This window comes from Nocardia sp. NPDC005746 (assembly GCF_040630785.1).
In the GTDB taxonomy this organism is placed as follows: domain Bacteria; phylum Actinomycetota; class Actinomycetes; order Mycobacteriales; family Mycobacteriaceae; genus Nocardia.
This window is the reverse complement of record NZ_JBEXYE010000022.1, coordinates 1-12895: the sequence shown is the minus strand read 5'-3', so window position 1 is coordinate 12895 and position 12895 is coordinate 1. Positions and strand designations below refer to the sequence as shown.

Sequence of the window (12895 nt, the reverse complement as noted above, 5' to 3'; positions counted from 1 at the left end):
CCTCGGCGGAGAACTACTTGGAGACCTTCTCCGCTTCCGGCGCGGGGGCCTCGGCCGGGATCTCGACCGGGAGGCGTTCGGCGGCCTTGTAATCCAGCGCCGCCGAGATGAGCGCCGCGAACAGCGGGTGCGGGCGGGTCGGGCGGGACTTGAGTTCCGGGTGCGCCTGGGTGGCGACCAGGAACGGGTGCTGGTTCTGCGGGTATTCCACGAACTCGACCAGGTGGCCGTTCGGGGAGGTGCCGCTGAACTTCAGGCCGCTCTTGGCGATCTTGTCGCGGTAGGTGTTGTTGACCTCGTAACGGTGGCGGTGCCGCTCGGAGACCTCGGTCTCACCGTAGGCCTGCGCGACCAGCGAATCCTTCTGCAGCACAGCCGGATACGCGCCGAGACGCATGGTGCCGCCCAGGTCGGCCTCACCGGCCACGATCTGCTCCTGATCGGCCATGGTCGAGATGACGGGGAACTTGGTGTCGGGCTCGAACTCCGCCGAGTTGGCGTCCTTCATGCCCACCGAGCGCGCCGCCTCGATGACCACGCACTGCAGGCCCAGGCACAGGCCCAGCAGCGGAATCTTGTGCTCGCGAGCGAAGCGGATGGCGCCCACCTTGCCCTCGATGCCGCGGATGCCGAAGCCGCCGGGGATCAGGATCGCGTCGACATCGGCGAGGTGCGAGCGGGCGCCGGCCTCGGTCTCACACTCGTCGGACTGCACCCAGCGGATGTTCACCTTGGCCCGCGAGGCGAAACCGCCCGCGCGCAGCGCCTCGGTGACCGACAGGTAGGCGTCGGGCAGGTCCACGTACTTGCCGACCAGCGCGACGGTGACCTCTTCGCGCGGGTTGTGCACGCGGTCCAGCAGATCGCCCCAAACCGTCCAGTCCACGTCGCGGAAGGGCAGCCCGAGCTTGCGGACCACGTACGCGTCCAAGCCCTCCCGGTGCAGCACCTTCGGAATGTCGTAGATCGACGGCGCGTCCGGCGTCGAGATGCAGGCGTCCACATCCACGTCGCACATGAGCGCGATCTTGTTCTTCAGCGGCTGCGGCACATCGCGGTCGCAGCGCAGGATCAGCGCGTCGGGCTGAATACCGATATTGCGCAGCGCCGCCACCGAGTGCTGGGTCGGCTTGGTCTTGAGCTCACCGGACGGGCCCAGGTAGGGCACCAGCGTGACGTGCAGGAAGAAGCAGTTATCGCGACCCACCTCGTGGCGGATCTGGCGCGCCGCCTCGAGGAACGGCTGCGACTCGATATCGCCGACGGTGCCACCGATTTCGGTGATCACCACATCGGGCGCCTGCCCGTGCAGATCGGGACCGGTCATCGCGAGGATGCGGCTCTTGATCTCGTCGGTGATGTGCGGGATCACCTGCACGGTGTCGCCGAGATACTCGCCGCGACGCTCCTTGGCGATCACCTTCGAGTACACCTGGCCGGTGGTGACATTGGCGTCCCCGGACAGATCGCGGTCCAGGAACCGTTCGTAGTGGCCGACGTCGAGGTCCGTCTCCGCGCCGTCCTCGGTCACGAACACCTCACCGTGCTGGAAGGGGTTCATGGTGCCGGGATCGACGTTCAGGTACGGATCCAGCTTCTGCATCGTGACGCGCAGACCGCGCGACGTCAGCAGCTGACCGAGGCTGGAGGCGGTCAAACCCTTACCGAGTGAAGAGGCGACACCGCCGCTGACGAAGATGTGTTTCGTGGCCGCGCGCGCCGGAATCCGTGAATTACCCACGGGTCTTCACGGTAACACGGATTGTGGAGGCTGATCGCATGCCACGCGTGTTCGGTTGCCCGCGATCGACTCGGTTCCGCGTGTCGCGGGCAACCTTTCCGGTGCTCGGCGTTGGCTTTGTGTTCACCGCGGTCAGTGCGGCATGGCGGCGACTGTGAGCGAGGTCGCCTTCGCACCCGTGCCGTAACGACCGGTACCGCCGTTCAGCTGCTCGGTGAGCCCGAGCACGGTGGTGATCCGCCCGATCTCACGATCGGCGTTGTCGACGGTGGTGACGGCCGCCAGCCCGAGCTCGGAACGGGCCACCGCGATCGCGCCCGGCCCCTCGGCGGCCCCGTAGCGACCCGCCAGCACCACACCGCCACCGTGGGACCGCAGCGCGCCCGCGAAGCGGGCGATGATCGTGCCCCGGTTGTTCTCCTCGGCCCGCGCGCCGTCCCCGGTGACCACCACGGCCAGCTGGGCGGGCTGCACGTCGCCGGCGGGGTTCAGGAAGCCGCCGCCGCGCAGCGTCTCCACAGCGAGGCCGCGCTCCTGCTGGGTGCCGCGCGGCTGCCCGCTCCCCGGATCGAGAAGCAGCACCTGCCCGAGCAGATCGCCCGCAAGGCTGCCCTGGTCGACGGCGTCGACCTCGAGCTGCGCGCCCGCGGGCACCATATTCACCAGCGCGGTGCGCAACCGATCGCCTTCGGAGGAGTCGGTGAACGCGCCGGTGAGCCCGACCCGCCCGGTGACCGCGGCCCCGGCGGTGGTGAGCGCCGCGCTGACCGCGTCGACATCGCCGCTGTCCGCGTCGGGCGTGGTGAAGATCAGAACCGACCGATTGGCCAGAGCCCCGGTCAGCAGCTTGCCGGACGCGCCGGACAGGAAGGCGTCGGCCGCCTTCACCTGTTCGGTCAGCCGTCCGTTCTCGGCTCGCAGGTCGCCGACCTGCTGCCGCTCGCCTGTGCCGGAGAACAACCCGTTGCCTTGCGCCCGGGTGCCCAGCACCACGCCCACCGCCAGGGCCAGGAATACCGCGGCGATCGACATCGCGTGGTGGCGAAAAGAAATCATTCGGTCCTCTACCTCTGCCGGTCCAATAGCCGCTCCACCCAGTGCCATCCGCGATCCCAGGTATCGGAAATCCAGGTCACCGCTTCGCCGCCCATGTGCGTGGCCAGCACCGCGACCACCAGGGCCACCAGCGCGGCCAGCACCACCAGCGCGATCGCCCAGCCGGAACCCTGGTGCCGGTACAGCGAGGCCACGGCCTTGGCGTCCATGAGCTTGGTGCCCATCTTGAGACGGGTCAGGAAGGTCGCCGGATTGGAGTCGCGGCGACCGCGGTCGAAGAAGTCGTCCAGCGAGGCCGCCGCGCCGACGGTCACGATCAGCGACGCGCCGTGGTGGTCGGCCAGCAGCAGCGCCAGATCCGAGGGCGCGCCCGAGGACGGGAAGGTGGTCGCGCCGATGCCCAGATCCTGGATGCGCTCGAGCCCCTTGGCGTGGCCGTCGGTGTCGGCGGGCAGGATCACCTCGGCGCCGGATTTGAGCGTGGTGGCGGTGATCTCCTCCGGATCGCCGACGATCAGGTCGGGGCGATACCCGTGGCGGGTCAGGGTGTCCGCGCCGCGGCCCACGCCGATCAGGATCGGGGCGTACTCCTTGATGAACGGCTTGATGCGCTTGAGGTCCTCGATGTGCTCGGGACCGTCGGCCACCACCACGACATGCCGCTTCTTCATCTCGACCTCGACATCGGGCACGCCGATGCCGTCGATGAGCAAGGAGGACTCGGTGCGGATGAACTCTATGGTGTTGCCGGAGAACGCTTCCAGGTGGTCGGCGAGCCCGTTGCGGGCCTCGATCATGCGCTCGGCGATGGTCGCCTCGGTGAGTTCGATGCCCTCCACGAGGGCCTCGGGCTCCTTCTTGGCGAGCTTGTCTCCGTAGACCACACCGCCCTCGACGCGCACCTTGGTGCCGTCCTTGATCTTCTTGAACACGTCCGAGCTGACCGCGTCCAGCAACTGAATGCCGTTGGCCACCAGCACTTCCGGTCCCAGGTTCGGGTACCTCCCGGAGATCGAGGGTGAGGCGTTGACCACCACCGCGACCTGGGCCTCGACCAGGCGGTCGGCGGTGAGCCGGTCGAGGTCGCACTCGTCGAGGACGACCACATCCCCCGGGCCCACGCGCTGCAGCAAACGCCTGGTATTGCGGTCCACCCGGGCCATCCCGGTCAGACCCGGCAGCGTTTCGGTATTGCGCGACAGCAGGCCCATCATCTTCATAGCGACCGATGATCGCCCCAAACCCTCAACCAATGATGGAGGCGCGCCGGTCAGCATCGTCATTCGATCGCCGAAATGTTGCTCGAGTCCCGGCGGCCGCAGGTTGTCCGGTTCGCGGCTATCTTCTTACCGGCCGGTAAGGATATGCTCCGAGCACCGGCACGAAAGGAGACAATGCCGTCATGGCCAGCACCACGGTCGACACCGTCATTCCCGCCCCCCGCGACGTCGTGTACAAACTCTTCTCCGAGCGCGACAGCCTCAATCCCTTTCTGCCCATCAAGATCTCGCTGAAGAAGCCGGGCATCGGCAGCCCGTCCGGCGTCGGCGCCCAGTACCAGCTCGGCATCGCCGGCATCGGCCCGACCGAGGAGACCACCGAGCTCGTCCCCGGTGAGCGCATGGTCTACCGCGTCATCGCGGGCGCCCCGGTCAAGCGGCACGTCGGCACCATCGCCTTCTCCGACGCTCCCGGCGGCACCCGGGTCGTCTACACCATGGAATCCGAGCCGAGCCTCCCGCTTCCGGCCCAGATCCTCGAGCCCGGCCTGCGCGCCCTCACCAACGCCCTCATCGGCGGCGTGCGCAAGGCCGTGAAGTAGGACCGGCGCGACGAACGCACGAAAAACCGGCCGGACCCTGTCGGGTCTCGGCCGGTTTTCTGTTCGGGGACGCGCTATTCGCCGGAGGCGGCCGCGCCGACCTTCTCGGAGTGCGCGGTGGTCAGCAGCTCCCACGCGTGCGCGCGACCGGTCTCGGTGTCGCCCATGCCCGCCAGCATCCGAGCCAGCTCCACGACCCGTTCGTCCTGGGTCAGCGCCTTCACACCCGACTTCACGGCCTGACCGTCATCGAGCTTGTCGACCACCAGGTGGGTGTCGGCGAAGGCCGCCACCTGCGGCAGGTGGGTCACGACGATGACCTGATGGGTGCGCGCCAGACGCGCCAGGCGACGACCGATCTCGACCGCCGCACGACCACCCACACCGGCGTCGACCTCGTCGAACACCATGGTGGTGCCGTGCTCGGAACTGGCCAGCACCACTTCCAGCGCCAGCATGATGCGCGAGAGCTCACCGCCGGAAGCGCTGCGGCTCAACGGCAGCGGATGCGCACCGGAGTGCGCGGCCAGCCGGAACTCCACCTCGTCGACACCGGTCGATCCGGCGTGCAGTTCCTGGCCGTCGATGACCAGCGGCGCCGAATCCTGTACGCCCGCCAGGATCGGACCGACTCCGACCTCGAGCCGGGCGCGGCCCATGGCGAGTCCGCCCAGTTCGGTGCTCACCGCACTGGCCAGCTTGCCGGCGGCCTTGCCGCGCGCGGCGGTCAGCTTGCGGGCGGTCTCGCGCACCTTCTCCGCGGCGGTCTCGACATCGGCGGCCAGCGCGGCCAGGGCCTCCTCGGACACGTCCAATGAGGACAGCCGGGTGCGCGCCTCGTCGGCCCACTTGATGACGCCGTCGATATCGGGCGCGTACTTGCGGGTCAGCGTCTTGAGCTCGGCCTGCCGGGTCAGCATGGACTCCAGCGCGCCCGGATCCGACGGCAGATCCGAGAGATAGGAGCTGAGTTCGGTGGTCAGGTCCACCACCACCGAAATCGCCTCGCCCAGACGGGGAGCCAGCGCCGTCAGCTTCGGGTCGTCGGAGGATTCGATGCGCGCGCGAGCGGTGCCGAGCAGATCCAGCGCGCCCGCCGCCTCGCCCGGCGAATCCGCCGGACCGGCCAGCGCGTCGTGGGCGATGGAACCGGCCTCGCGCAGCGAGTCCAGATCCGAGAGCCGCCGCACCTCGCCGACGAGATGCTCGTCCTCGCCGGGTTCGGGTGCGATGGCGTCGATCTCGGCCAGCGACTGGGTCAGATGATCTGCTTCCAGCGCCAGCTCGCGGCTGCGCGCGGTGCGCTCCAGCAGCTGATTGCGCTTGTCCAGCCAGGCCTTTCGCGCCTTCTGGTACTTGGCCAGCAGCGGGGCCACCGCGTCGGAGGCGAACTGGTCCAGCGCGTGCAACTGCTGGTCCGGGCGCTGCAACCGCAGCTGGTCGTTCTGGCCGTGCACGGTCAGCAGCGGACCGGTGAAATCCGAGAGCACCGAGGCGGGGACGGACCGGCCGCCCAGGTGGGCGCGGGAGCGGCCGTCGCTGCCGACGGTGCGGACGGCGATGATGCTGCCGTCGTCATCGCGTTCGGCCCCGGTGGATTCCAGCACCTCCTCCACCTCGCCGAGTGCACCGTCGTGCACCTCGTCGACGGTGAAACGCCCCTCCACCACGGCTCGCGACGCGCCCAGGCGTACCCGGCCCGCGTCGGCGCGGGCGCCGCTGAGCAAATGCAGGCTCGTCACCACCATCGTCTTGCCCGCACCCGTCTCACCCGTCAAAACGGTCAGACCTTCGTGGAATTGTGCGGTGGCGGTGGAAATTACGCCCAGCCCGTCAATCCTGATCTCTGTCAGCACTCGTGCTCTCCGTCCGCTGTCGGCCTCTCCAGCCTGTCACGGGCAACTGGAATTTGCGCACCATCCGATCGGCGAACGGCGCGGAATCGAGCCGAACCCACCGCACCGGTTCGGTCCCGCGGACCGTCTCGACCCGGCCGCCCCGCGGCAGTGCGAGGGTGCGTCGGCCGTCGAGAAAAACAATCGCGTCGTGTCCGGTCGCCACCGTTTCCACCGCGATCAGCGAATCCGGGCTGGTCACCAGGGGTCGCGCGAACAGGGCGTGGGCATTGGACGGAATCACCAGCAGCGCTTCGAGTTCCGGCCACACCACCGGACCGCCGGCTGAGAACGCGTATGCGGTGGACCCGGTCGGCGTGGCGACGAGCACACCGTCGCAACCGAACGCCGACACCGGGCGGCCGTCGACCTCGAGGACCACTTCGAGCACGCCCATGCGGGCCGCGTTCTCGATGCTGGCCTCGTTCAGCGCCCAGCCGCGTTCCACGACCGTGTCGTCGACGCGCACGGAGACGTCGATGGTCATCCGTTCCTCGACGGTGTAGTCGCGCCGCACCACCTGCGAGAGCGCCTCGTCGAGGTGTTCGGCCTCGGCTTCGGTGAGAAAACCGATGCGGCCCAGGTTGATTCCGAGCACGGGCACCGATGCGGCGCGCGCGAGTTCGGCCGCGCGCAGGAACGTGCCGTCGCCGCCGAGCGCGAGCACCATCTCGGTGCCGACCGCGGCGACCAGGTCATGCGTCATCACCCGCATCGGGTAGCCGTTGGAGGTGCCGTCGTCGTCGAGGTCGAAGCGGGTGCTGTAGGCCTCGTCCTCGAGCACCCGCAGCCCGATCCCGGCCCCGCACAGGATCTTCGCGACCCGATGCGCGGTATCGGTGATCTCCGGGCGTCCCGGGTGCGCGACCAGCAGCACTTCCCTGGCCGGGCTCGCCGCGTTCACTGTGGACCCTCCTGCACCGCACGCTCGATCAGCGCCGCCACACGCGCCGCCTCGTCAGCATCGTAGGCGGCCGCTCCGACGCCGGTCGCCACCGGTTCGGCCGCATCCGGCTCGACCGGCGCGGACTCCTTGCGCAGCCACAGGAAATACTCGACGTTCCCCGACGGACCGGGCAGCGGGCTGGCCGTCACGCCGCGCGTGCGCAGCCCGAGGGCCGCTGCCGCGGCGGCGACTTCGCGCACCACCTCGGCGCGCAACGCCGGATCCCGCACCACGCCACCGGAACCCACCCGTTCCTTGCCCACCTCGAACTGCGGCTTCACCATCGGCAGCAGGTCCGCGCCCGGCGCGCAGCAGGCCGCCAGCGCGGGCAGCACCAGCCCCAGCGAGATGAACGACAGGTCCGTGACCACCAGATCGACGGGGCCGCCGATGAGTTCGGGCGTCAGCGCCCGCACATTGGTGCGATCGTGCACCTGGACGCGGTCGTCGTTCTGCAGCCGCCAGATCAGCTGGCCGTAGCCGACGTCGGCGGCCACCACCTCTTTCGCGCCCTTCGACAGCAGCACATCGGTGAAACCGCCCGTGGACGCGCCCGCGTCCAGACAACGCTTGCCGTCCACCGACACGCCCTGCGGCTCGAACGCCTCGAGCGCGCCCAGCAATTTGTGCGCACCCCGCGAGGCCCACTGCACCTCGTCGGGCTGCTCCCGCACCAGCAGGGGGGTGCTCGTTTCGACTCCGGTCGCCGGTTTGGTGGCGACCGACCCATTGATCAGGACGCGGCCCGCGTTGATCAGCTCGACCGCGTGTTCCCGCGACCGCGCCAATCCGCGGCGAACCAGTTCCGCGTCCACCCGCGCGCGCCTGGCCACCTCAGATCTTGTCCACCGTGGCCAGCGCCTGCACCAGTACCTCGTGCGCCTGCTCCAGAATCTTGGCTCGACGCACGATGTCGGTGCCCTCCGAGTGCACGCTCGGCGCGCCCGGGAAGCCCGGATTCGGCGCGCCCGCCGACAATTCGGCCAGCAGCGCGTCCACCTCGGTCCGGACCCGATCCGGGTCGGCGAACTCCTGATTCGCGCCCGCCAGATGCTGTCCCGGCAGCGGCGCGCCCGGGCGGGGACCCGGCATACCGGGGTGCGCTCCGGGCGTGCCGGGATGTTGTCCCAGCACGGGAATCTGCGGTCGAGGCGTGGGCATAGTCATCGTGGCGATAACGCTACCCGAACCCGCATTCGAACACACGTACCCCGCCGCATCCCGATCCGACCGCCGACCGGGGCGGCCGTGCCGGCCACCATCGGGGGCGGCTGACAGGATGAGGCAAATGGACAGCGACTTCGAGGAACTGATCGCCGAGGCCGACGCGGCCCCGGTGGACGGGTGGGATTTCTCCTGGCTCGACGGGCGCGCCACCGAACAGCGGCCCTCCTGGGGATACCAGCGGCACCAGGCGACGCGACTGGCGGCCGCGCGTGCCGCCCTCGATATCCAGACCGGCGGCGGCGAGGTGCTCGCCGAGGCCGCCGTCTTCCCGCCGACCATGGTCGCCACCGAATCGTGGCCGCCGAATCTGGCCCGGGCGACCCGGCTGCTGCATCCGCGCGGCGCGGTGGTGGTCGCCGACCCGGACGAACCGCCCCTGCCGTTCGCCGGCGCGGCCTTCGATCTGGTGACGAGCAGGCACCCCGCCACCGTCTGGTGAAGCGAGATCGCGCGCGTTCTCCAACCCGGCGGCGCCTACTTCGCGCAGCATGTCGATCCGGCGAGTGTGTTCGAGCTCGTCGAGTACTTCCTCGGACCACAGCCCGACGCCCGCCGCCTCCGTGATCCCGGCACCGAGGCCGACGAGGCGCGGGCCGCGGGGTTGGAGATCGTGCAGGCCCGGCCGGAACGACTTCGCGTGGAGTTCAACGACATCGGCGCGGTGGTGTACTTCCTGCGCAAGGTCATCTGGATGGTGCCCGGGTTCACCGTCGCCGAGTATCGGGACCGTCTGCACGACCTGCATCGGCAGATCGTGCACGACGGCCCCTTCGTCGCGCATTCGGCACGAACCTTGTTCGAGGCGCGAAAACCGTTGTGAGGCTGTATCCCTCGCGGCGTGCTAGATGGAGCGGATGGTGATCGCGCGGCCGGGCGCCTTGGCCAGACGGTCGGCGATCACCTCGGCGATATCGCCCTCCCCCGGCACCACCGGTTCGAGGTCGGCCACCGGATGGTTCAGGGCGTCCAGGGATTCGGCGACATAGGTCGGCATGCGATCGGCGGGCTGGGTGCGCAGATCCTTCAGCGTGCTCACGCCCGTGAGAACCATGAACGACTCCAGCCCGGTGGTGTGCGCGCCGTCGATATCGGTGTCGAGGCGGTCGCCGACCACCAGCGCGTCACGGGTGCCCGCGCGTTCCAGCGCGTCCTCCATCAATGGTGCGTACGGTTTGCCCGCCACAATCGGCTCCAGTCCCGACGCGTGCCGCAACGCCGCCACCATGGACCCGTTGCCCGGCGCCAGACCGCGTTCGGTGGGCAACGTGGCGTCGGTATTGGCGGCCACCCACAATGCGCCCTGACGCAGCGCGTAGGCGGCCTCGGCCAGATCCGGCCAGCCCGTCTGCGGCGAATGGCCCTGCACCACCGCGCTCGGCAACGCGCCATCGAAGCGACGGATCGCCTGCAGGCCCACGTTCTCCACCTCCGACATCAGGTCGTCGGTGCCGACCACGAGCACAGTGGACCCCGGCGGGATCCGCTGCGCCAGCAGCCGCGCGGCCGCCTGCGCGCTGGTCACCACCTCGTCCTCGTGCGCGTCGAAACCCAGTTCGCGCAGATGCAGCGCCACCGCGTCCGCCGAACGGCTCGCATTGTTCGTGACATACATCAGCCGCTGCGCGGGCGCACCCGCCGACAGCGCTTCCGGCGCACCGGGAATCCGCTCGTGGCCGCGGAACAGCGTCCCGTCCAGATCCAGTAGCAAGGCCTCGAACCGGTCCCGCAATCGCATTACGCCGTCCCTCTCACTGTGCACAGAAACAGAAACGACCGTGCGGCTGCGCTGTGGCGCTGCCGCACGGTCGAGTTCACTTGCCGGTCCTAGTTCTCGGAGCCCTCGGCGGGCTTCGCCGACTTCTCCGGTCCATCGTCTTCGGAATCCCGCTCCGCCGCAGCCGAATCCGATTCGTCCTCGGCGTCTTCGACATCCTCGTCGAAGGCCGCGGTCCAGTCCGCGCCGTCGGCGTCACCCTCGCCGGAGAGTTCGGCGGCACGCTCCTCGGCGTCGGTCTCGCCGTCGTGGTCCGCGGACGCCGAGTTCATGAACCAGGTCAGCGCCTCGTTCTCGCGACCGGCGGCCAGCAGCGCCTCGGCGTAGGCGTAGAACAGCCGCGCGGCGGCCGAACCCGAGCGTGCCGGATCCAGCTCCGCGGTCTGCAGCGTCACCACGGCCTGGTCGAACTGCCCCAGGTCCATGCGCGCGCCCGCCACCACGATGCGCAGCTCGGTCGCCTCGTCGCCCTGCAGGGCGCGGGCCTCATCACTGCGGCCCAGCTCGATGGCGCGCTCCGGACGGCCCAGACCGCGTTCGCAATCCGCCATGACGGCCAGCAGGCCCGAACCACCCGACATGCGCCGCGCGGTCCGCAGCTCCGACAGCGCCTCGGCCCACTCACCCGCGTGATAGGCCGCGACACCGGCGGTCTCGCGCACCACGGCGATCCGGCCGGCCCGCTGCCGGGCCGCCCGGGCGTGCTCGAGCGCCAGCTCCGGATCCTCGTCCAGCAGCTGCGCCACCATCACCAGGTGCCGGGCCACCGTCTCGGCATTGCTCTTGTCCAGGCTCAGCAGATCGCGCCGCACCGCCGGCTCGAGATCGGAGGGCTGCACGTCGTCCGGCAGGCCCGGCTCGTCGGGACGACCCGACCGCCGCTCGCCCGGCCGGCCGCCACCGGCCCGCGCGCCTTCGCCGCCCCGGCGACGGTCCGCACCGCGATCGAACGACCGCTCGCCCGAACCGGTCCCGGTCTGCTCGAAATCCTTGTCCTCGCGGGCGGTCTCACCACCGGTCGCGTCGACCTCGTCGCGCGCGAAGCTCCGCTTCTCCTCACGCGGACCACGGTCGCGATCGAATCCCCGTCCGCCACCACGGTGCTCGCCGCCGCGGTTGAACCCGCCCTCGCGACGATCCTCCCCACGACCCCGGTCGAATCCGCCTTCACGACGCTCGCCGCGGTTGAAGCCACCCTCACGACGGTCACCACCGCCACGGTTGAAGCCACCCTCACGGCGCTCCCCACCACGATCGAAACCGCCCTCACGACGGTCACCACTGCCACCACGGCTGAACCCGCCCTCGCGGCGCTCGCCACCACGGTTGAACCCGCCTTCACGGCGGTCACCACTGCCACCACGGCTGAAGCCACCTTCACGACGGTCACCACCGCCGCCGCTGAAGCCACCCTCGCGGCGCTCCCCGCCACGGTTGAACCCACCTTCACGGCGGTCACCACCGCGATCGAAACCGCCCTCGCGACGATCGCCGCCGCCACCACGGTTGAAACCACCCTCACGGCGGTCACCGCCCCGATCGAAACCGCCTTCACGACGATCTCCGCCGCGGCTGAAACCGCCCTCACGGCGCTCCCCACCACGATCGAAGCCACCCTCGCGACGACCACTGCCGCCACCACGGTTGAAGCCACCTTCGCGACGGTCACCACCGCCACGGTTGAACCCGCCTTCACGGCGTTCGCCACCGCCACGGTTGAACCCGCCTTCACGGCGTTCGCCACCACGATCGAAGCCGCCCTCACGGCGCTCCCCACCACGGTTGAAACCGCCCTCGCGGCGGTCACCGCGGTCCCGGTTGAATCCACCGTCGCGGTCGCCGCGGCTGTAACCGCTCCGGCTGCCGCCGTCACGATCGGAGCCGGTCCGGCCCTCGCCCCGATAGCCGCCGCGATCGCGGTCGCCCTCGGAGCGGTTGAAACCGCCGCGTTCATTGTCCTTGCCGCGGTTGAAGCCGCCGCCACCACCGCGGTTGAAGCCGCCTTCGCGGCCGCCGCCGCCCTCGCGACGCGGACCACCGCCGTACGACGGCCGGCCCTGGTCCCGGCGTCCGCCGTCCTCGCGTCGACCGTAGCCGCCCTGTCCGGATCCACCGTCATTGCGGCGGAAGGGTTTGCGGCCGTCGTTCTGCTCCGCCACGGTGATCCCTCTCTGTACTTTGTAGCCTGCGGTACCCGGCCACGGCGCTGGAGAGCGCGTGAGGAGGGCGGGTGGGCGATCCACCTACCCCAAATTCAATCACGCTGCCTCGAGCGTCAACGCAGCACCGGGTGCTTAAACGCCGATAAGGGGACCCAAGAGGGTCCCCTTATCGCGAAGGATGTTCCGGCGGTGTCCTACTCTCCCACACCCTGTCGAGTGCAGTACCATCGGCGCAGGTGGCCTTAGCTTCCGGGTTCGGAATGGGACCGGGC

At 69.8% G+C, this 12895-nt stretch carries 9 protein-coding genes, 1 rRNA gene and 2 pseudogenes; 2 read left to right on the top strand and 10 right to left on the bottom strand.

Translation table 11 applies throughout. The annotated features are described in order from the left end of the window. Positions 1-13: 13 nt before the first annotated feature. The 3 genes from ABZ412_RS30550 to steA form a co-directional block, all read right to left on the bottom strand. A complete protein-coding gene (locus ABZ412_RS30550; RefSeq protein ID WP_357287034.1) occupies positions 14-1741 on the bottom strand; it encodes a CTP synthase in 1728 nt (575 codons plus the stop codon). Between the two features lie 132 nt (positions 1742-1873). Further along, on the bottom strand, positions 1874-2797 hold the full coding sequence (locus ABZ412_RS30545) for a copper transporter (protein ID WP_357287031.1): 924 nt from the start codon (positions 2795-2797) through the stop codon (positions 1874-1876). An 8-nt stretch (positions 2798-2805) separates the two neighbouring features. After that, on the bottom strand, positions 2806-4017 hold the full coding sequence (gene steA, locus ABZ412_RS30540; protein ID WP_357287029.1) for a putative cytokinetic ring protein SteA: 1212 nt from the start codon (positions 4015-4017) through the stop codon (positions 2806-2808). 182 nt (positions 4018-4199) lie between these two features. Between steA and ABZ412_RS30535 the strand changes: the two genes are divergently transcribed. Beyond that, a complete protein-coding gene (locus ABZ412_RS30535; RefSeq protein WP_357287026.1) occupies positions 4200-4619 on the top strand; it encodes an SRPBCC family protein in 420 nt (139 codons plus the stop codon). Between the two features lie 74 nt (positions 4620-4693). Here the strand turns inward: ABZ412_RS30535 and recN are convergent, their stop codons facing one another. From recN to ABZ412_RS30515, 4 genes are read right to left on the bottom strand one after another with little or no spacing between them, the layout of a single operon-like run. After that, positions 4694-6475 carry a DNA repair protein RecN gene (gene recN, locus ABZ412_RS30530; protein ID WP_357287024.1) on the bottom strand — a complete coding sequence of 594 codons (1782 nt, stop codon included), beginning with the start codon at positions 6473-6475 and terminating at the stop codon, positions 4694-4696. Next, positions 6453-7418, bottom strand: a complete 966-nt coding sequence (locus ABZ412_RS30525) for an NAD kinase (RefSeq protein ID WP_357287021.1) — start codon at positions 7416-7418, stop codon at positions 6453-6455. Before ABZ412_RS30525 ends, recN begins: the two co-directional genes overlap by 23 nt. Continuing rightward, complete coding sequence (locus tag ABZ412_RS30520) at positions 7415-8293, bottom strand: TlyA family RNA methyltransferase (protein WP_357287018.1); 879 nt, start codon at positions 8291-8293, stop codon at positions 7415-7417. The genes ABZ412_RS30525 and ABZ412_RS30520 overlap by 4 nt, the downstream gene beginning before the upstream one ends. Before the next feature lies 1 nt (position 8294). After that, a complete protein-coding gene (locus tag ABZ412_RS30515) occupies positions 8295-8627 on the bottom strand; it encodes a hypothetical protein (protein ID WP_357287015.1) in 333 nt (110 codons plus the stop codon). Positions 8628-8748: 121 nt separating this feature from the next. On the opposite strand from ABZ412_RS30515, the pseudogene ABZ412_RS30510 reads away from it, so the two are divergent. Then, a pseudogene (locus tag ABZ412_RS30510) lies at positions 8749-9507 on the top strand (class I SAM-dependent methyltransferase). Positions 9508-9528: 21 nt separating this feature from the next. On the opposite strand, the gene ABZ412_RS30505 reads toward ABZ412_RS30510, so the two are convergent. From ABZ412_RS30505 to rrf, 3 genes and pseudogenes are all read right to left on the bottom strand, one after another. Continuing rightward, a complete protein-coding gene (locus tag ABZ412_RS30505) occupies positions 9529-10422 on the bottom strand; it encodes an HAD-IIA family hydrolase (RefSeq protein WP_357287012.1) in 894 nt (297 codons plus the stop codon). Positions 10423-10661: 239 nt separating this feature from the next. Continuing rightward, a pseudogene (locus tag ABZ412_RS30500) lies at positions 10662-11390 on the bottom strand (hypothetical protein); the annotation flags it as partial. A gap of 1414 nt (positions 11391-12804) precedes the next feature. After that, positions 12805-12895: ribosomal RNA gene (rrf, locus tag ABZ412_RS30495) — 5S ribosomal RNA — on the bottom strand; the annotation flags it as partial.

Bases quoted from the DNA above. Each gene is read 5' to 3' on its own strand.
- ABZ412_RS30545 (WP_357287031.1), bottom strand. From the start codon at position 2,797: ATGATTTCTTTTCGCCACCACGCGATGTCGATCGCCGCGGTATTCCTG.
- steA (WP_357287029.1), bottom strand. From the start codon at position 4,017: ATGAAGATGATGGGCCTGCTGTCGCGCAATACCGAAACGCTGCCGGGT.
- ABZ412_RS30535 (WP_357287026.1), top strand. From the start codon at position 4,200: ATGGCCAGCACCACGGTCGACACCGTCATTCCCGCCCCCCGCGACGTC.
- ABZ412_RS30515 (WP_357287015.1), bottom strand. From the start codon at position 8,627: ATGACTATGCCCACGCCTCGACCGCAGATTCCCGTGCTGGGACAACAT.
- ABZ412_RS30505 (WP_357287012.1), bottom strand. From the start codon at position 10,422: ATGCGATTGCGGGACCGGTTCGAGGCCTTGCTACTGGATCTGGACGGG.